At 71.7% G+C, this 19,044-nt stretch carries 16 protein-coding genes and 1 pseudogene; 6 read left to right on the forward strand and 11 right to left on the reverse strand.

Annotated features, from left to right (window positions below; all coding sequences use genetic code 11):
• The first annotated feature begins 529 nt into the window (after positions 1-529).
• A complete protein-coding gene (gene trpS / locus ACZ6KY_RS33630; RefSeq protein WP_469314033.1) occupies positions 530-1,534 on the forward strand; it encodes a tryptophan--tRNA ligase in 1,005 nt (334 codons plus the stop codon).
• A 145-nt stretch (positions 1,535-1,679) separates the two neighbouring features.
• On the opposite strand, the gene proC is transcribed toward trpS, so the two are convergent.
• The 3 genes from proC to ACZ6KY_RS33645 form a co-directional block, all read right to left on the reverse strand.
• Entirely contained in the window at positions 1,680-2,489 is an 810-nt protein-coding gene (gene proC / locus ACZ6KY_RS33635) for a pyrroline-5-carboxylate reductase (RefSeq protein WP_356783946.1), read from the reverse strand.
• Between the two features lie 189 nt (positions 2,490-2,678).
• Positions 2,679-3,512 (reverse strand): ABC transporter permease, encoded by an 834-nt coding sequence (locus ACZ6KY_RS33640; RefSeq protein WP_469314034.1) that lies wholly within the window; start codon positions 3,510-3,512, stop codon positions 2,679-2,681.
• Entirely contained in the window at positions 3,509-4,450 is a 942-nt protein-coding gene (locus ACZ6KY_RS33645; protein WP_469314035.1) for an ABC transporter ATP-binding protein, read from the reverse strand. Before ACZ6KY_RS33645 ends, ACZ6KY_RS33640 begins: the two co-directional genes overlap by 4 nt.
• Before the next feature lie 105 nt (positions 4,451-4,555).
• Between ACZ6KY_RS33645 and ACZ6KY_RS33650 the strand changes: the two are divergent.
• Both ACZ6KY_RS33650 and ACZ6KY_RS33655 read left to right on the forward strand, forming a co-directional pair.
• Positions 4,556-4,751, forward strand: a pseudogene (locus tag ACZ6KY_RS33650) (SulP family inorganic anion transporter); the annotation flags it as partial.
• A 71-nt stretch (positions 4,752-4,822) separates the two neighbouring features.
• The gene (locus ACZ6KY_RS33655; RefSeq protein ID WP_469314036.1) at positions 4,823-5,014 is read left to right on the forward strand and encodes a hypothetical protein; all 192 of its coding nucleotides are present in this window, start codon (positions 4,823-4,825) and stop codon (positions 5,012-5,014) included.
• On the opposite strand, the gene ACZ6KY_RS33660 is transcribed toward ACZ6KY_RS33655, so the two are convergent.
• From ACZ6KY_RS33660 to ACZ6KY_RS33670, 3 genes are all read right to left on the reverse strand, one after another.
• On the reverse strand, positions 4,978-5,820 hold the full coding sequence (locus ACZ6KY_RS33660) for a class I SAM-dependent methyltransferase (protein WP_469314037.1): 843 nt from the start codon (positions 5,818-5,820) through the stop codon (positions 4,978-4,980). The genes ACZ6KY_RS33655 and ACZ6KY_RS33660 overlap by 37 nt on opposite strands.
• Before the next feature lie 337 nt (positions 5,821-6,157).
• A complete protein-coding gene (locus ACZ6KY_RS33665) occupies positions 6,158-6,655 on the reverse strand; it encodes an EamA/RhaT family transporter (protein ID WP_469314038.1) in 498 nt (165 codons plus the stop codon).
• Positions 6,656-6,748: 93 nt separating this feature from the next.
• Positions 6,749-7,069 (reverse strand): peptidase, encoded by a 321-nt coding sequence (locus tag ACZ6KY_RS33670; RefSeq protein ID WP_469314039.1) that lies wholly within the window; start codon positions 7,067-7,069, stop codon positions 6,749-6,751.
• A gap of 135 nt (positions 7,070-7,204) precedes the next feature.
• Between ACZ6KY_RS33670 and ACZ6KY_RS33675 the strand changes: the two genes are divergently transcribed.
• Positions 7,205-9,382, forward strand: coding sequence for a protein kinase domain-containing protein (locus ACZ6KY_RS33675; protein WP_469314040.1), 2,178 nt, complete (start codon positions 7,205-7,207; stop codon positions 9,380-9,382).
• A 79-nt stretch (positions 9,383-9,461) separates the two neighbouring features.
• Here ACZ6KY_RS33675 and ilvD read toward each other — a convergent pair whose 3' ends face one another.
• The 4 genes from ilvD to ACZ6KY_RS33695 form a co-directional block, all read right to left on the reverse strand.
• The gene (gene ilvD, locus ACZ6KY_RS33680) at positions 9,462-11,315 is read right to left on the reverse strand and encodes a dihydroxy-acid dehydratase (protein ID WP_469314041.1); all 1,854 of its coding nucleotides are present in this window, start codon (positions 11,313-11,315) and stop codon (positions 9,462-9,464) included.
• Positions 11,316-11,601: 286 nt separating this feature from the next.
• A complete protein-coding gene (locus ACZ6KY_RS33685) occupies positions 11,602-12,228 on the reverse strand; it encodes a TetR/AcrR family transcriptional regulator (protein WP_469314042.1) in 627 nt (208 codons plus the stop codon).
• Entirely contained in the window at positions 12,225-13,049 is an 825-nt protein-coding gene (locus ACZ6KY_RS33690; RefSeq protein ID WP_469314043.1) for a sugar phosphate isomerase/epimerase family protein, read from the reverse strand. Before ACZ6KY_RS33690 ends, ACZ6KY_RS33685 begins: the two co-directional genes overlap by 4 nt.
• Before the next feature lie 363 nt (positions 13,050-13,412).
• Positions 13,413-14,345 carry a Ppx/GppA family phosphatase gene (locus ACZ6KY_RS33695; protein ID WP_469314044.1) on the reverse strand — a complete coding sequence of 311 codons (933 nt, stop codon included), beginning with the start codon at positions 14,343-14,345 and terminating at the stop codon, positions 13,413-13,415.
• Between the two features lie 127 nt (positions 14,346-14,472).
• Here ACZ6KY_RS33695 and ACZ6KY_RS33700 point away from each other — a divergent pair, with 127 nt between their 5' ends.
• Positions 14,473-15,312 (forward strand): DUF3109 family protein, encoded by an 840-nt coding sequence (locus ACZ6KY_RS33700; protein ID WP_469314045.1) that lies wholly within the window; start codon positions 14,473-14,475, stop codon positions 15,310-15,312.
• Between the two features lie 121 nt (positions 15,313-15,433).
• On the opposite strand, the gene ACZ6KY_RS33705 is transcribed toward ACZ6KY_RS33700, so the two are convergent.
• Complete coding sequence (locus ACZ6KY_RS33705) at positions 15,434-17,221, reverse strand: BACON domain-containing protein (protein ID WP_469314046.1); 1,788 nt, start codon at positions 17,219-17,221, stop codon at positions 15,434-15,436.
• 384 nt (positions 17,222-17,605) lie between these two features.
• On the opposite strand from ACZ6KY_RS33705, the gene radA reads away from it, so the two are divergent.
• Entirely contained in the window at positions 17,606-19,015 is a 1,410-nt protein-coding gene (gene radA, locus ACZ6KY_RS33710) for a DNA repair protein RadA (RefSeq protein ID WP_469314047.1), read from the forward strand.
• Positions 19,016-19,044: the final 29 nt, after the last annotated feature.

Below are 19,044 nucleotides of genomic sequence, written 5' to 3' on the forward strand. Positions count from 1 at the left end.
CTTTCCAGGTTCCCGCTTCCGCGTTTCCCTTTCCGGCGAGTCCGACTCTATCAGATCCTTTCGGGCCTGACTCCCAGTCAGCGGGGCTTGTCTTCCCGGCTGTTGGGCCGTTCCGACGAGTGAGACTTTAGCGGATTCCTGGCTCCCGAGCTAATCGGGGTGGCGCCCTTTCGAACGCGGAATCCTCATTTCGCAAACACACATGAAAACGAGCCGACGACGAGTCGTCGATCGTTGAATGGTGGTGCGGAATGGCTGTCCGGGGACCGACCGGAGTCGACGCTCACGTCGGACAACTCGGAGAACACTACGTACGGGCAGGGGTCGTGTCAACTCCCCTCCGGACGGGCCACCCGAGGCGTACGCTGCGTCCATGACTACGCGTACGTGCACCCGACAGTGGTGGGCCGCCTGACAGGCGGCCGTACACACGTATGTACCCAACGGCCGCCGCCCTCGGCGGCCGTTTTTGTGTCTCCCTCCTGGAGCCGGCCGGTGGGCGCGGCGGCCTCGACCAGGAGGTGGAGAGATGACGCGGATCTTCAGTGGGGTCAAGCCGACCGGGCATCTGACGCTGGGGAACTATCTGGGAGCCGTACGCCGCTGGGCCGCCGTCGATCAGCACCGGGCCGAAGCCCTGTTCTGCATCGTCGATCTGCACGCGCTGACCGTGGACCACGATCCGGGGCGGGTCCGCAGGCTCAGCAGGCAGGCGGCGACGTTGTTGCTGGCCTCAGGGCTGGATCCCGAGCTGTGCACCGTGTTCGTACAGAGTCATGTGGACGAGCACGCGCGGCTGTCGTATCTGCTGGAGTGCGTCGCGACCGACGGAGAGATGCGACGGATGATCCAGTACAAGGAGAAAGCCGCGCTGGAACGGAAACGCGGTGGGAGCGTGCGGCTGTCGTTGCTGACGTATCCCGTGCTGATGGCGGCCGACATCCTGGCGTACGGAAGCGAAGAGGTGCCGGTCGGGGACGACCAGACGCAGCATGTCGAGTTGACCCGGGATCTGGCGGTGCGGTTCAACCAGCGGTACGGCCATACGTTCGTGGTACCTCGGGCGACCCGTCCTGAGGTCGCGGCGCGGGTCATGAACCTGCAGGAACCGACGTCGAAGATGGGGAAGAGCGACGACGTCGGACCGGGCGTCGTCTATTTGCTCGACGAGCCGGATGCCGTGCGGAAGAAGTTCATGCGCGCGGTGACGGACAGCGGACAGGACGTCGAGTACGACCCGGAGGGGCGGCCCGGCGTCTCGAACCTGCTGGAGATCCTCGCGGCCTGTGAGGGCGGGGACCCCGCGGCCTTGGCCGGTGCGTACGAGTCGTACGGCGCTCTGAAGAAGGACACCGCCGAGGCCGTGGTCGAACTGCTCCGGCCCGTACAGGAGAGGCACAAACAGTTGTGTGCGGATCCCGCTTACGTGGAGGGGGTGTTGCGGGACGGTGCGGCGAGGGCCAGAGAAATGGCGCGGCCGACGGTGGACGCGGCGTACGGGGCGATCGGGTTGCTGCCGCCTACGGCCTGCTGAGGACTGACCGGCTGCTGATGACCGGCAGAGGGCCGCGGACCGACCGAGGACCGACGGTGGCTGAGGACTGTCTGATGGTCGTCCTCGGCACCGAGGGCCGTTCCCGGCCGGCCCCCGGTGTCGGGGGACCGCCGGGAACGGTGGGTCAGCTGTTGCCGGAGGCGAGTTCGCGGCTGCGGTCGCGGGCTGCTTCCAGTGCGGCGATGAGCGCCGCGCGTACGCCGTGGTTCTCGAGTTCGCGGATCGCGTTGATCGTGGTGCCCGCGGGAGACGTGACGTTCTCGCGGAGCTTCACGGGGTGCTCGCCGCTGTCGCGGAGCATCACGGCGGCGCCGATCGCCGACTGGACGATCAGGTCGTGCGCCTTGTCCCGCGGCAGACCGAGCAGGATGCCCGCGTCCGTCATGGCCTCGACCAGATAGAAGAAGTACGCCGGTCCCGAACCGGAAAGCGCGGTGCAGGCGTCCTGCTGGGACTCGGGGACGAGGAGGGTCTTGCCGACGGCGCCGAAGATCTCCTCGGCGTACGCCACGTGCTCGGCGGTGGCGTGGCTCCCGGCGGAGATGACGGACATCGCCTCGTCGACGAGGGCGGGGGTGTTCGTCATGACACGGACGACGGGGGTACCCGCGGCCAACCGCTCCTCGAAGAACGAGGTCGGGATGCCTGCCGCACCGCTGATGATCAGACGGTCGGCGGGGATGTGCGGGGCGAGTTCGTCGAGGAGCGAGCCCATGTCCTGGGGCTTGACGGTGAGAATCAGGGTGTCGGCGGTCTTCGCCGCTTCCGCGTTGCTGACCGGGGTGACTCCGTGGCGTTCCTGGAGTTCCTTGGCCCGCTCCGGCCGGCGGGCGGTGACCAGGAGGTCGGTGGGGGCCCAGCCGGCTCGGATCATTCCGCTGAGCAGGGCTTCACCGATCTTGCCGGTGCCGAGGACTGCGACTTTCTGCGGCATGGTTGCGGGTGCCCTCCGAGGGTTGAGTCGTCCGCGTTCATCCTCCCACCGGGGTCACGGAGGCGGGTGGGATGTCCGGTGGGCGGACTGCGCGTTGCCCTCGGTCCCGGCGGGCCGGACAGCACGTTCCTCTCGGTCCCGGCGGGCCGGTGCGGAGCGGACCGGCCCGCTCCGCACCCTCGCGGGGACCTATGGCGTCCTGCGTCGCAGCGTCGCCGCTCCGAGTCCCAGGACCAGCAGCGCGCTCCCGGCGACGATCAGCACGTCGCGTAGGAAGGTCGCGGTCATGTCGGTGTGCTTGAGGACCTCGTTCATGGCGTCGACCGCGTACGACATGGGGAGGACGTCGGAGATGGCCTCCAGGACGGGGTGCATGTTGGAGCGCGGGGTGAACAGGCCGCAGAGGAGAAGCTGCGGGAAGATCACCGCGGGCATGAACTGGACGGCCTGGAACTCGGAGGCGGCGAACGCCGAGACGAAGAGGCCGAGGGCCGTTCCGAGGAGGGCGTCGAGCAGGGCGACCAGCAGGAGCAGCCAGGGGGAGCCCGTGACGTCCAGGCCGAGGACCCAGACCGCGAGTCCGGTGGCCAGGGCCGACTGGATGATCGCGAGCGCACCGAACGCGAGGGCGTAGCCGGCGATCAGGTCGCCCTTGCCCAGCGGCATGGCGAGGAGGCGTTCGAGGGTGCCGGAGGTGCGCTCGCGCAGGGTCGCGATCGAGGTCACCAGGAACATCGTGATCAGCGGGAAGATCCCGAGGAGGGACGCGCCGATGGAGTCGAAGGTGCGGGGGCTGCCGTCGAAGACATAGCGGAGCAGAACCAGCATCACGCAGGGGACGAGGATCATCAGCGCGATGGTGCGCGGGTCGTGCCGCAGCTGGCGCAGGGCGCGGGCCGCGGTGGCCGTCGTACGGGAGACGTTGAGGGCGCTGGGGCGTGACGCCGGTGCCGCCTGCCCGATGGGGCCGGCGCTCGCGGCTGTGGTGGGCGCGGTGGGGCTCGTGGGCGCGGTGGAACTCATCGTGCGGTCTCCTCGCGGGGCTGGGCACCGGCGGGGCGGGGGTCGGCGCCGGGGGCCGAGGGCTCCGAGGCCGGGACGGAGGGCTCCGGGGCCGGGGGCTCGGCGGTGGTGGGGTTCCGCGGTGAGGTCGTGCTGGTCGTCGCGGGCCGGTGCGCGGCCGCCTCGTCCACGAGGTGGAGGAAGGCGGCTTCGACGGTGTCCGAGCCGGTCCGTTCGCGCAGGGCGTCGGGGGTGTCGTCGGCGAGGATCCCGCCCTCGCGCATCAGGAGGAGCCGGTGGCAGCGCTCGGCCTCGTCCATGACGTGGGAGGAGATCAGCAGGGTCGTACCGCGCTGCTCGGCGATGGCGTGGAAGAGGTTCCACAGGTCGCGGCGCAGGACGGGGTCGAGGCCGACGGTCGGTTCGTCGAGGACGAGGAGTTCCGGGGTTCCGAGGAGTGCGACGGCGAGGGAGACACGGCTGCGCTGGCCGCCCGAGAGGTTGCCGGCGAGGGAGCCGGCGTGGGAGGCGAGGTCGACGTCGTCGATGGCCCGGGTGACATCGGCGCGACGGCGCTCGGAGGCGGCCCGGCCCGGGTCGAGGATCGCGGCGAAGTAGTCGAGGTTCTGGCGGACGGTCAGGTCGTCGTAGACGGAGGGCGCCTGGGTGACGTAACCGATGCGGGAGCGGAGCGCGGCGTCGCCGGCGGGGCGGCCGAGGACTTCGAGGGTGCCGCTGACCTTGGCCTGGGTGCCGACCGTCGCGCGCATCAGGGTGGATTTTCCGCAGCCGGAGGGGCCGAGCAGTCCGGTGATCTGGCCGCGCGGGACGGTGAAGTCGAGTCCGCGCAGGACGGTGCGGGTGCCGCGGACGACCGTGAGGCCTTCGGCGCGGACGGCGGGCGGGGAAAGGGGCACGGGTGTTCCTGTGGGGTCGGGCGGACGCGGACGAATAATCATCACATGATGAATATCCTCTCGCGAGGTACGCCGGTCAAGGGCCGCGATGGACCGGCCGAAGGGCCACGATGTACCGGTGGCGCTGCCCCGTGTGCCGGGGTCGCCATGGTGTCCGGTGTGCCCGCCGGACTGGGGCTGGTGACCGGAATCGTCGGTGGGCCGGTCGCCGGGATACCGCCTGGCAGCAGCCTTCAGGTGAGCGAACCCGCGGCCGGGCTGACCGTGTCGGTGTACGAGGCGGTGCGGTCGTACGGGTCCAGGCACGGGTGTTCTGGTGCTCGGGGCCGGGCTGGTGCAGCTCGGACCGCCTGGGACATCGGTCATGTGCACGTGGAGACCGAGAAGCGGGGCACAGCGGGAATGGTCGTACGAGTGGCTGGCAACACCACGTCCCTACGGCTGCCGAAGCTGCTGGACGCCTTGGAGGCGCTGCCGCACGACCATGACGTACGGCTGGAGTTGGGCGGGCTGCGGCATGTCGATCACGCGTGTGCGGCGGCCCTCGACGCATGGGCCGCCGGACGCGATCACGAACGGATCGCCACCAGCAGCTCGACGACGTAGGTCTCCTCCACGAACCCTTCCGGGAACGCCTGGAGGAGGTGGTTCCGTTCCTCGGCGAAGAACGCTCCGGTGGCCTCCTCGCCGAGGACCAGGAACTGCGAGTGGCTGCCGAGACTGGCGAGGCGGGTGTCGATCGCGACGCGCCGGCTCCATCGGACCTGGCGGCGCTCGAAGGAGAGGCGGCCCTCCGGGTCCGCGGCGAGGGACCGGGCGGCGCGGGTGGCGGCGGTGCCCTTCTCCGCCTCCTGGTCCCTGCCGAGGAAACGCTCGGCGCGCCGGGCCGCCGCCTCGATCCACGGGACGTCGAGCGCCTCGGTGTTCCACCACAGGGCCAGCGCCCCGCCGGGACGCAGCACGCGCAGCGCCTCCGGCACCGAACGGCTCGGGTCGGTCCAGTGCCACGCCTGGGCGTAGGTGAGGAAGTCCGCGGAGGCGGTCGCGAGGGGCAGTGCGTCGCCGCTGCCCCGGACGATCGGGATGCGGGGGTGGGCGCGACGGAACTCGGCGGCCATGCCGGGGCCGGGTTCCACGGCGAGGACATCCGCCCCGCGGGCGTGCAGGAGTCCGGTGGAGATCCCGGTGCCCGCGCCCACGTCGACGGCCTTGGCACCGGCCAGCGAACGGGCCGCGAGGGCTTCGACGGCGTCGAAGAGGGCCGGCGGATACGACGGACGGTTCGCTGCGTACTGCGCGGCGGCGGCGTTGAAGGAGTGGGCGCGCTCGGTGCGTTGCGTGCCGTCGGGAACGGTGGAGGGGGAGGGGGACGCGGTCTGGGAGGAGGGGGGAGAAGAAGGGGAAGTGGTCATGGATTCATGATCGCGAGTGGTGCGGGGGTGGGGTAGGGCGTGTTCCTGCCGTCGTGCTCGGCTGGATCGACTTGCGCGCTGGGCCGGGCTTTGGGCCCGGCTCTGGGCCGGGCCGGGGATGGGCCGGACCGGGACTGGGCCGGACCGGGACTGGGACGGACCGGGACTGGGACGGACCGGGCTGGGCTGCCTGGCCGGGGACGGACCGGGCTGGGCTGGCTGGGCCAGGGACTGTGTTCCCCAGTTGGCCGGGGCGCGCCCTGTTCTCGCTGGCCCGGCGGGTCGCACCGTGGGGGGGGGCGTGGTCAGGTGCGGGTCAGATCCGGGCAGGAGCGGGTCAGGAGCGGCGGGTCTTCTTCGAGGGGTTGCCGGCGCGGCGCGTGGTGCGGCGGGTGTACTGCTTCTTCGCCGCCTCGTACTCCTCGCGGTGGAGCTTCTCGCCCGGGGCCTCGGTGAGGGAGCGGAAGCAGTAGGCGAGGAGGGAGCCGACGAAGCCGATGGCGAGCAGACCACGCAGGGAGGCCTGGCGGTCGGGGTCGGGCCGCTTGGTGAATGCCTCCGAGGTGTGCCGGAACGCGAGGGCGCTGCACACCGCGAACATCACCACGACCAGCACGCTCACGAGCGTCCCCACGTCCGCGATGGCCAGGCCCTGGTAGGCGAAGCGGAGCACGAAGCAGGCGGCCACGGCGGCTGCGAGGGAGCCGACGGCCACGCCGATCCGACGGCCGGTGTAGCCGCCGTCGTGCTCCACCCAGGTCGTCCCGAAGAAGCGCAGGGGCTCGGGCTGGGGCCCCGCGGGGGTGCCGGTTCCGGTGCTGGTCTCGTCGCTCACGCCACGATTATCGCTCCGGTCGCGGCTCCGTCGGCTATCGCTCCGGTCACAGCCCTGTCGGCCACCGCGGGCGCCCTTGGGCCGAGGTGTCGGTCAGGAGCACGTCGGGGCTACATAGCCGTCGCTGCCCGTTTGCACATACGCGTCCGACACGAACTGGCCGTTGGAGATGTTGTCCCAGATCTTGCTCGTGCCGTAGGGGCCCGCGACGGACTCTCCCGAGCACTGGCAGTAGATCGGGACACGCGAGCCCGGCGGCAGGGTGCGGACGATGCTGAAATGAGTGCCCGGGCCGCTGCGGACGTTGACGTTGTGGCCCGGAGCGAGCGCGTAGGTGCGGAGTGTCTCGGCCGACAACGGCTCCGCTTCCGCCGCCTCAGCCGAGTCTGCGACGGCGATGTCTTCCACGGCCATATCGATCTCCCCCGTTTGATTGATTCACGCCAAAGACTTGCTGGGCGCCGAGGCTAGCAAGCCGTCGAGGTTTCGCACGAAGGATCGACTAGGCTCTGCGCGTCGCGCACGCGGTCGAACCCACGGGGGTGAGTGATGCCGCCACAGCGCAGCACCGGTACGGACTCGGAAGCGGAACATCCGCGCTATGCCGGGCAGTACCTGCTGGAGGCGAGACTCGGCTCCGGTGGCATGGGAATCGTGCATCTGGCGCGATCCGCCTCCGGGTTGCGGCTGGCCGTCAAGGTCGTGCATGCCGAGTTCTCTCAAGACCCCGAGTTCCGGGGGCGGTTCCGCCAGGAGATCGCGGCCGCCCGCCGGGTCAGCGGTGCCTTCACGGCGCCCGTGGTGGACGCCGACCCCGAGGCCGAACACCCTTGGATGGCAACCCTGTTCATCCCCGGGCCGACGCTCGCCGAGCACGTGAAGCGGAACGGCGCGCTGTCCTCGACCCGGTTGCGCCATCTGATGGCCGGACTCGCCGAGGCACTGCGGGACATCCACCGGGCCGGGGTCGTCCACCGCGATCTCAAGCCGAGCAACGTCCTGTTGGCGGAGGACGGGCCGAAAGTCATCGACTTCGGCATCTCACGCCCCGCCGACAGTGAACTGCGCACGGAGACCGGGAAGTTGATCGGCACTCCGCCGTTCATGGCGCCGGAACAGTTCAGCAGGCCACGCCATGTCGGGCCGGCCGCCGACGTGTTCGCCCTCGGTTCGGTGATCGTGCACGCGGCCACCGGGAGCGGACCGTTCGACTCGGACAGCCCCTATCTCGTCGCCTATCAAGTCGTCCACGACGAACCGGACTTGACGGGCGTGCCGGAGGACATGGTCGGCCTCGTCTCGTGCTGCCTCGCCAAGGAGCCCGAGGACCGGCCCACCCCGGACGAGCTGATGGTGGCGCTGCGCTCGGTCTCGGCCTCGTACGACACCCGGGCCTTCATTCCGGAACAGCGCACCGGGAAAGGGGAGCCGACGCCGTCCGTGCGGGAAACGGCTCCGCGGCCGAGGCCCGAGCGTCCCGAGGGCGCCGAGGACCGTACCCATGTGGCTGCCCGGAAGAGGGGCGGACGGGTCCGTCGGCTGCCCGCCGTCATCGCCGTCGCCGGGCTCGCCGTCGCCGGTGGGGCCGTCGGCGCCTTCGGTCTGCTGGGCGGGTCGCAGAGCCCCGTGGCGAAGCAGCACACCGCGCGGCCGTCCAAGAGCGCCTTCCAGTCGTGGCAACTCGACCTGCGGGCCTCGGGCGCCAAGGCCCGCGGTCAGTCGCGGTGCGCGTACACCCCCCGAGCGCTGCTGTGCGTCCGGCCCGGTGTCCTCGCCGCGGCGATCGATCCGGACGACGGCAAGGTGTTGTGGTCCCGGAGCGACACGGGGAACGGGAACTCCTACTCCATCCCGGCGCCGGTCCTCTCCGGGGGGCTCCTGCTCGTCGGCAGCCGGAGCGGGCATCGGCTGACCGCCCTGGATCCCGCCACGGGCACGACGCGCTGGAGCCGCGACGTCACGCGCTACGAAGGCCGAGTCACGCCCGTCGCCGGTGTCGTCCTGCTCACCGGCCCCGACTCCAAGGTCACCGCGCTGAACGCCGCCACCGGCGAGGAGAAGTGGCGTCACGCGATCCCGGGGCTGGCCGTCCCGCAATTCCAGTCGTACGGGGACGGGGTCGCCTACGCGGTCTCGACCCCCGCCGGGACCGGGAGCGGTACCGAGACCCGGGTGACCGCGGTGGACCCGGCGACCGGTGCCACGACCTGGCAGCGACGCATGGACGGGGCACTCAGCCTCGTGGCCGCCCGAGGCGGAACCGTCTGGTTCACCTCGACCACCGTCGACCAGTACACGGACTCGGTCCTGCGCTACGACGTGGTGAACCGCAGGATTCGGCGCACCACGCTGCGCATCCCGCAGGCGCAGGCGCAGGTGGCCCTACGAGGGGACACCGCGTACCTGCTGGGAAGCGACGGTTCGCTGGTCGCCGTGAACACCAGGACGTCGGAGCAGCTGTGGCGGGCGGAGACGTCCGTCAGCAGGGCGTCGGCTCCCACTGTGGCCGGTCATCGTCTCTACCTCACCGCGGCGGACGGGCGGCTCGTCGCCGTCGACACGGATCGAGGAACGCTGCTCGGGCAGACGAAGGTGCGGCTGGAAAGCGACCGGGGCTCGCTCGTCAGCGTGCTCCCCGCCCCCCTCCCCGCCGGCAACCACATCTACGCCACCGCCCCCGACGGTTCCCTCTTCGCGGTCGACGCGGGGGATCCCTCGGCCTGGTGATCGGCCCGGCGAGCCGCGAAGGGGCCGCCCCGGCAGGAGCGGCCCCTTCGCGGCTTCACAGGCTTTGCAGCCCTTACGGCTAGCCCAGCTTCGAGACGTCCCGCACCGCGCCCTTGTCCGCGCTCGTCGCCATCGCGGCGTACGCGCGCAGGGCTGCCGAGACCTTGCGCTCGCGGTTCGCGGGGGCGTAGACGCCGTTCAGGGCGTCGCGGCGGGTGGCCAACTCCTCGTCGGACACGAGCAGTTCGACCGAGCGGTTCGGGATGTCGATGCGGATGCGGTCGCCGTCCCGGACGAGGGCGATCGTGCCGCCGGACGCGGCCTCGGGGGACGCGTGGCCGATCGACAGGCCCGAAGTCCCGCCGGAGAAGCGGCCGTCGGTGATCAGGGCGCAGGTCTTGCCGAGGCCACGGCCCTTGAGGAAGGAGGTCGGGTAGAGCATCTCCTGCATACCGGGGCCGCCCTTGGGACCCTCGTAACGGATGACGACGACGTCGCCGTGGGTGATCTCCTTGCGGAGGATCTTGTCGACGGCCTCGTCCTGGGACTCGCAGACGACCGCCGGACCCTCGAAGGTCCAGATGGACTCGTCGACGCCGGCCGTCTTCACGACGCAGCCGTCGACGGCCAGGTTGCCCTTGAGGACCGCGAGTCCGCCGTCCTTGGAGTAGGCGTGCTCGGAGGAGCGGATGCAGCCGCCCTCGGCGTCCTCGTCCAGCGCCTCCCAGCGCTCGGACTGGGAGAAGGCCTCGGACGAGCGGACGCAGCCGGGGGCCGCGTGCCACAGTTCGATCGCCTCGGGGGACGGGGAGCCCGCGCGCACGTCCCACGTCTTCAGCCAGTCCGACAGGGACGGGCTGTGGACGGAGTGCACGTCCTCGTTGAGCAGGCCCGCGCGGTGCAGCTCGCCGAGGAGGGCGGGGATGCCGCCGGCGCGGTGCACGTCCTCCATGTAGTACGTGCGGTCCTTGGCGACGTTCGGGGCGACCTTGGCGAGGCACGGCACCCGGCGCGAGACCGCGTTGATCTCGTCCAAGCCGAAGGGGACGCCCGCCTCCTGGGCGGCGGCCAGCAGGTGCAGGATCGTGTTGGTCGAGCCGCCCATGGCGATGTCGAGGGCCATGGCGTTCTCGAAGGCCGCGTGGGTGGCGATGTTGCGGGGCAGGACCGACTCGTCGTCCTGGTCGTAGTAGCGGCGCGTGATGTCGACGACCGTGCGGCCCGCGTCCTCGTACAGGCCCTTGCGGGCGGTGTGGGTGGCGAGGACCGAGCCGTTGCCGGGCAGGCTCAGGCCGATGGCCTCGGTCAGGCAGTTCATCGAGTTGGCGGTGAACATGCCGGAACAGGAGCCGCAGGTCGGACAGGCGTTCTCCTCGATACGGAGGATGTCCTCGTCCGAGATCTTGTCGTTCACGGCGTCGGAGATCGCGTCGACCAGGTCGAGCGTACGGACCGTGCCGTCGACCAGGGTGGCGCGGCCGGACTCCATGGGACCGCCGGAGACGAACACGGTCGGGATGTTCAGGCGCAGCGCGGCCATGAGCATGCCGGGCGTGATCTTGTCGCAGTTCGAGATGCAGATCAGGGCGTCGGCGCAGTGCGCCTCGACCATGTACTCCACCGAGTCCGCGATCAGGTCGCGGGACGGCAGCGAGTACAGCATGCCGCCGTGGCCCATCGCGATGCCGTCGTCGACCGCGATCGTGTTGAACTCGCGGGCGATGCCGCCGGCCGCCGTGATGGCCTCGCTGACGATCCGGCCGACCGGCTGGAGGTGGGTGTGGCCCGGCACGAACTCCGTGAAGGAGTTGGCGACCGCGATGATCGGCTTCCGTCCGATGTCCGCGCCCGGTACACCGGAGGCGCGCATCAGGGCGCGTGCGCCCGCCATATTGCGGCCGTGGGTGACTGTGCGGGACCTCAGCTCGGGCATCGTCGCTCGCTCCTTCGGGGAGGTATGAGGAGGGTTATGACTGGAGTCGAGCGTACGCCGGTGCTCCAGGATCCGGACAGGCCGTCCGCATCTCGGAACACGCGTCTCGACCAGCGGCCGTCCGCGCACGGCATACGCGCATGTCGGCGGCGTTCTGGGGCAACGGAACCACTTCGACGGACGGTCCACTCGCTCATGGGTTCGTCAGGTGCCGTCAGGTGCCGTGACGGGTTCGTCAGGTGTCCGGGCGGGCTCGTCGGACGCCCCCATGAGTTCGGCGCCTGCCTCACGGGTTCGTCAGGTGTCCCTGGACCACGGGCGCCACCCTGGCCACGACGCGCTCCAGGTCCACGGAGGCCAGCGGCTCGACCTTGATCACATGGCGCAGCATCGCGACCCCGACCAGCTGGGCCGCCGCCAGCTCCGCGCGCAGTTCCGCGTCGGGGGCGTCGAGCCGGGCCGCGAGCCGGCGCAGCAGCTGCGCGGCGACGAGCCTGCGGAAGACGGCGGCGGCGGTGTCGTTGTTCACCGCCGAGCGGACGATCGCCAGCAGCGGCGTACGGGTCTTGGGGTTCTCCCAGACGCCGAGGAAGAAGCGGGTCAGGCGTTCCCCGACGCCGTCGAGCGGCCCCTCGACGATCGTCTCGATCGTGTCGGGGGCGCCGAGCGCGGGGGCCATGGCTCCTTCGACGGCCGCCTCGAAGACCTGTTCCTTGGTGCCGAAGTAGTGGTGCACGAGCGCTGAGTCCACCCCGGCGGACTTGGCGATACCGCGGACCGACGTCTTCTCGTACCCGCGCTCGGAGAACTCCTCGCGGGCCGCCTCCAGGATGCGGTCGCGGGTGGCGGGGCCCGCCTCCGTCTGCGTACGGGTGGGGCGTCCCCGGCCGCGGCGGGGGGCGGCGTCCGTCATCCGCGGGGCACCTTCACGGCGGAGGCGAGGTGGAGCCGGGTGAAGGCGAGGGCCTCCGCGAGGTCGGCCTCGCGTTCGGCGCTGGACATCGCGCGGCGGGTGTTGACCTCGATGACGACATGGCCGTCGAAGCCGGACAGCGCGAGCCGGTCCAGGAGTTCGGCACAGGGCTGGGTGCCGCGGCCCGGGACCAGGTGCTCGTCCTTGTTGGAACCGTTGCCGTCGGCGAGGTGGACGTGTCCGAGGCGGTCGCCCATGCGGTCGATCATCCGCAGGGCGTCCGTGCGGGCGGTCGCGGTGTGGCTGAGGTCGATCGTGAAGTGCCGGTAGTCGTCCTTCGTCACGTCCCAGTCGGGGGCGTACGCGAGCATCTCGCGGTCGCGGTAGCGCCACGGGTACATGTTCTCGACGGCGAATCGCACGTCCGTCTCGTCGGCCATGCGCCAGATCCCGGTGACGAAGTCACGGGAGTACTGGCGCTGCCAGCGGAACGGGGGATGGACCACGACGGTGCTCGCGCCGAGCTTCTCGGCTGCCGCCCTGGCGCGCTGGAGCTTGATCCACGGGTCGGTGGACCAGACCCGCTGGGTGATCAGCAGGCAGGGGGCGTGAACGGCGAGGATCGGCATCCGGTGGTAGTCGCTGAGGCGGCGCAGAGCGTCGATGTCCTGGCTGACGGGATCGGTCCACACCATGACCTCGACGCCGTCGTACCCGAGGCGCGCGGCGATCTCGAAGGCCGTCGCGGTCGACTCCGGGTACACGGAGGCCGTGGACAGGGCGACCTTCGCATCCGGGATGCGCACCACTGGTTCTGCCACGAGGGACAGCGTACGGGGTGCTTCCGGCGGTCGGGCGAGGGGCGGGGAGCTTGGCCGGGAGGCTCCTGTGGGCCCCCGGCGGGCGTTCGTTGGGCTCCCGCCGGGAGGTGTCCGGGCCCTCCGGGCCGGCGGTGGACCGGCCTCCGACCTGGGGGTGGATGGACCTCCGGCCCGGGGTGCGGTGGCCGTCGGCCCGAAGGACGCGGGACCCCGCCAGGACGCTCCGGTGATCGACGCCACACACCTGCCGGGGTGCTCACGTGATCGACGCCACGCACCCGGGCGGGGTGCTCGCGTGGCGTCGGTCGGGACCCGTTCCGTACTACGGCGTCAGTCCAGTACGAGGGCGTCTGGTCCAGGCGGCTACTCCGAGGCCATCTGGTCCAGACGGCGCAGGATGACGCCCTCCCGGAGGGCCCAGGGGCAGATCTCCAGGGTTTCCACGCCGAAGAGGTCCATGGCGGCCTCGGCGACCAGGGCGCCGGCCAGGAGTTGGCCGGAGCGGCCAGGGGAGACGCCCGGCAGCTCCGCCCGTTCGTCGGCCGTCATGGATGTGAGGCGGGGGACCCAGTCCTGCAGGGAGCGGCGCTTGAGCTCGCGCTGGACGTACAGGCCGTCGGTGGAGCGTGCGGCGCCGGCGAGCCGGGCGAGCTGCTTGAACGTCTTGGAGGTGGCGACCACGTGGTCCGGGGCGCCGAAGCGGCTGAACTCTCCGACCGTCCGGGCGATCTGGGCCCGTACATGCCGGCGCAGCGCCCGCACGTCCGCCGGGTCCGCCGGATCGGTGGACAGCCAGCCCGCGGTGAGCCGGCCCGCGCCGAGCGGCAGCGACACCGCCGCGTCCGGCTCCTCGTCCATGCCGTACGCGATCTCCAGGGAGCCGCCGCCGATGTCGAGGACGAGGAGCTTGCCCGCCGACCAGCCGAACCAGCGGCGGGCCGCCAGGAAGGTGAGCCGGGCCTCCTCCGCGCCGGTGAGGACCTGCAGCTCGACATCGGTCTCGGCCTGCACCCGGGCGAGAACCTCGTCGGCGTTGCTGGCCTCGCGCACGGCCGACGTCGCGAACGGCAGCAGGGCCTCGACGCCCTTGTCCTCGGCGGCCTCCAGGGCGTCCTGGACGGTCTCGATCAGTTTGTCGACGCCTTCGGGGCCGATCGCCCCGCTCTCGTCGAGCAGTTGGGCAAGCCGCAATTCGGCCTTGTGCGAGTGGGCGGGCAGCGGCCGGGCGCCGGGGTGGGCGTCCACCACCAGCAGATGCACCGTGTTCGATCCCACGTCGAGGACACCGAGTCTCATGGACGGAACGCTACTGCCCACACGGCGATTCACGAGGGGTGGGGCGAAAGCCCACGTCGAACGGTGATCTACGGGCAGCGCCGCCGGGACGTCCCCGGAGCGGGCGGAAGCGACTTACCCTGGACCCGTGCCAAAGACGAAAAAGGCGAAGCCCGACAAATCAGCCACGGGTTCCCCGCAGGCGAAGGCCACGAAGTCCGGAAAGTCCGTGAAGAAGAGCGACGAGAAGGGGCTCGATTTCGCTCGCGCGTGGGTGGAGTTCCCTGATCCGGCCGACGACGAGCAGGTCTTCCGGTGCGATCTGACCTGGCTGACCTCCCGCTGGAACTGCATCTTCGGAAGCGGCTGCCAGGGCATCCAGGCGGGTCGCGCCGACGACGGCTGCTGCACGCTGGGGGCCCACTTCTCCGACGAGGACGACGAGAAGCGGGTGGCCGGGCACGTGGCCCGGCTCACGCCGGAGATCTGGCAGCACCATGACGTGGGCGTGGAGACGGGCTGGGTGTCCAAGGACGAGGACGGCGACCGCCAGACCCGCCCGTACGAGGGCTCCTGCATCTTCCAGAACCGTCCCGGCTTCGCCGGTGGCGCGGGCTGCTCGCTGCACATCCTGGCCATCAAGGAGGGACGCGAGCCGCTGGAGACCAAGCCGGACGTCTGCTGGCAGCTCCCCGTGCGGCGCACGTACGAGTGGATCGACCGGCCCGACGACACCCGCGTGCTCCAGGTCTCCATCGGCGAGTACGACCGCCGCGGCTGGGGACCGGGCGGCCACGACCTGCACTGGTGGTGCACGTCGGCGACCTCGGCACACGGCGCGGGCGACCCGGTGTACGTCTCGTACCGTCCGGAGCTGATCGAGCTGATGGGCAAGGCGGGATACGACCGCCTGGTCCAGCTGTGCGAGGAGCGGCTGGCCTCGCAGCTGCCGCTGCTGGCACCGCATCCCGCGGACCCGGTGGACTGAGTCCGCGTCCGGGAGGTACGCCGACCGAGTCCGCGTGCGCGTCCGGGTGGTGCGTGGACCGGGTGGTGCGTGGACCGGGTGCGCGTCCGCGTCCGGGCCGTGCGGCCAATGGCTCGGGAGCCTACGACGCGCCCGGGTCGCCGCTGTCACCCGGCGGCGGTGACGAGCCGCCCGGGTCGCCGGAGGACGAGTCGGTGACCGTCGGCGTCGGCGTCGGGTCGGGCGGAGTCGGGGACGGGTCCGGGCCGGCCGGGGTCGCCGTCGGGGTGGAACCCGGTCCTGAGGGGCTCGGACTGCTCGCGGTGGGGGTGGGGTGGGACGAGCCCGCCGCCCCGTACCCGGCGATGGTGACCACCGCGCCCGCCGGGGCGATCGCCACCCGCGCGGTCCAGTGGCCCACCGGCTCGCGAAGGTGATCGACGTACACCTTGATCGTCAACGACCCGCCCGGTTCGAGCGTTCCCGAGGACTTGCTGAAGTAGAGCCAGGACACTCCGGTGCGCGCGGACCACCGGACCGGTGAACTGCCCGACGCGGTCAGCGTGACCAGGGTCGTGTCGCCGCTGCTCGCGGCCGCCACCGACAGGTGCCCCGGGGTGGTTCCGCGGGCGCTGACGACCTCCACGGAGACATCCGGCGATCCGCTGCCCTTGGTGAAACGGGAGCCGGGTCCCGCGCTGGCGTTGCCGGCGTTCTCGTAGCCGCCCGCCTGCCCGCCGTCCAGGCCCTCGGGATCCTGGGCCTCGCTCGTGCTGGCCGGGCGGCCGTCCACGCCCTCGCCGGTCAGGGGCGCGCCCCGGTACGCCGCCCAGAGGGCGAGAACGGGCGCGGCGACGACGGTGGCGACGATCGTCGTCGTGACGGCACGCGCGCGGAGACGGTCCCTGCGGGCGGCGTGATCCTTGGGGTCCATCGGGAAACCGCGCCGGTCGAAGCGTGGAGCGCTGCCCCGCGCGCGTGGGGCGTGCGCCATCGCGACGCGCAGGGCCGCGTGCGGGGCCTCCAGCACGGGAAGCGCGGCGGGCGTGACGCTGGTGCCGGGCCAGGCTCCGGGGACCGCTCGCTCGGCGGTGCGTCGGCAGCGCGGGCAGTCGTCGACGTGCCGGACCAGCTCGCCGCGCAGGGTGGTGCTCAGCACGAGCCGGCTGTCGCCGGTCAGCCGGGCGACGCTGGGACAGGCGCCGGTCTCCACGACGGCGAGGGCCGCGCGGGTGCGTTCGACCTCGCAGGCGGCGGAGGCCAGCAGCTCGCGCGCCGCGGGGAGGTCCATGCCGAGGACGGCGGCGACCTCGTGGGCGGCGAGCTGGTGGCGCACGGCGAGTTCGAGCGCCTCGCGCTGCTCCGGGGTGGTCCCGGCGGCCTCCGGCCAGGCCAGCAGGCCGAGTTCACGCCGACGGTGGTCCTGGACCTCCTCGGACAAGGGAACGGCGCTCAGCGCCTCGGCCGCGCGCCGGTCCGCGGCGGCCTTGTGGGCTCTCGTGAGGGCGGCTTCTTCGCGGGGGCCCTTGGAGGCACCCGGGGGGTCGCTCATGTGGGAGTCGCGCCGCCCTGAGGCGTGCGCCGCCTGCCGCTTGCGCCGTGCTTCGGTGAGCTGGCGCAGACAGGACCAGCGGGCGAGCGCGTAGAGCCAGGCCCTGCGGTCGCCGGCGGACTCCGGACCGCGCGGGCCGCGCCGCTCGGCCAGCGCGAGGGCGTCCCCGAGGGCCGCGGTGGCCGCGTCGTGGTCGCACAGCACGGACAGGCAGTAGGTGAACAGGCCGTCCAGGTAGGGCTCGTACCGCGCGGGGGGACGCTGGACCAGGGTGCGGGGGATCGCGCCACGGGGCGCGCCAGCCCGCTTGCGCGCGGCCCCGTGCGCCCGGTGTGCGCCGGTGGTGTGCGTGGAGGTCTCCGGACTGCTGCTCATCACCCGTGCGACCGTAGGTGCCCTGGGGCAGCCCCTTCCTCCCCCTTGAGCACATTTAATCCGTACGGGTGAAACGATCCCTCATAAGGGGACAGGAACCCCCGACCCCTGGCCTGGGCCGTCACCGGCGGCGATGGCAGTCCATGGCAGATGGGCCGGCGAGGGCTCCGCGCGGGGCCCGGTCGCACGGGGGTGGGAACGGGGCGCGGGGGCTCGCGGCACGGGCTCCGGGGGTTCAAACACAGGGGGCACCACGGCTCGGGGCATCGGGCACGACGGCTCGGAGCCGGGTCGATGTGGCTCAGAACACGGGCCGGGGGCGGAGGCCCAGGGCGGGGCCGTACCGGCGGGTGCCGGGTTGTCAGTGGCTCCGGCTACGGTTCGGTCATGGCTGCCCGTACGAAAACCGCGAAGGACCGGCCGTCCTACCGCTGCACCGAGTGCGGCTGGCAGACGGCCAAGTGGCTCGGCCGCTGCCCCGAGTGCCAGGCCTGGGGGACGGTCGAGGAGTACGGCACGCCCGCTGTCCGCACGACGGCGCCGGGGCGGGTCACCACGTCCGCGGTGCCCATCGGGCAGGTCGACGGCCGTCAGGCCACCGCGCGCAGCACCGGCGTGCCCGAGCTGGACCGTGTCCTCGGCGGCGGTCTCGTGCCCGGGGCGGTCGTCCTCGTCGCGGGCGAGCCGGGCGTCGGCAAGTCCACCCTCCTGCTGGACGTGGCGGCCAAGTCCGCGAGCGACGAGCACCGCACCCTGTATGTGACGGGCGAGGAGTCGGCCAGCCAGGTGCGGCTCCGCGCGGACCGCATCAAGGCGATCGACGACCACCTCTATCTCGCCGCGGAGACCGATCTGGCGGCCGTCCTCGGCCACTTGGACGCGGTGAAGCCGTCCCTGCTCATCCTGGACTCCGTCCAGACCATCGCCTCCCCGGAGATCGACGGCGCGCCCGGCGGCATGGCCCAGGTCCGGGAGGTCGCGGGCGCGCTCATCCGCGTCTCCAAGGAGCGCGGCATGTCCACCCTGCTCGTGGGCCATGTCACGAAGGACGGCGCGATCGCCGGACCCCGGCTGCTCGAACACCTCGTGGATGTCGTCCTGTCCTTCGAGGGCGACCGGCACGCGCGCCTGAGGCTGGTCCGAGGAGTCAAGAACCGCTACGGCACGACGGACGAGGTCGGCTGCTTCGAGCTGCACGACGAGGGCATCACCGGCCTCACCGACCCCTCGGGGCTCTTCCTGACGCGCCGCACCGAGCCCGTCCCCGGCACCTGTCTGACCGTCACCCTCGAAGGCCGCCGTCCGCTGGTCGCCGAAGTGCAGGCGCTCACCGTGGACTCCCAGATCCCCTCCCCGCGCCGTACGACCTCCGGCCTGGAGACCTCCCGCGTCTCGATGATGCTCGCCGTCCTGGAGCAGCGCGGCAAGATCAGCGCCCTCGGGAAGCGGGACATCTACTCGGCGACGGTCGGCGGCGTGAAGCTCTCCGAGCCCGCCGCGGACCTCGCCATCGCGCTCGCCCTGGCGTCCGCGGCCAGCGACACCCCGCTGCCCAAGAACCTCGTGGCGATCGGCGAGGTGGGGCTCGCGGGCGAGGTCAGACGGGTCACGGGCGTCCAGCGCAGGCTGTCCGAAGCACACCGGCTGGGCTTCACGCACGCTCTCGTACCGACCGATCCGGGCAAGGTCCCGGCCGGTATGAAGGTCCTGGAAGTGGCGGACATCGGCGCGGCGCTGAGTGTCCTTCCGCGCTCGCGTCGCAGAGAGGCCCCACGGGACGAGGAGCAGCGCCGGTAGACTTTGCCCTGGTCTCGCCCGTCCGTACG

This window comes from Streptomyces sp. NPDC042002, from assembly GCF_055588305.1.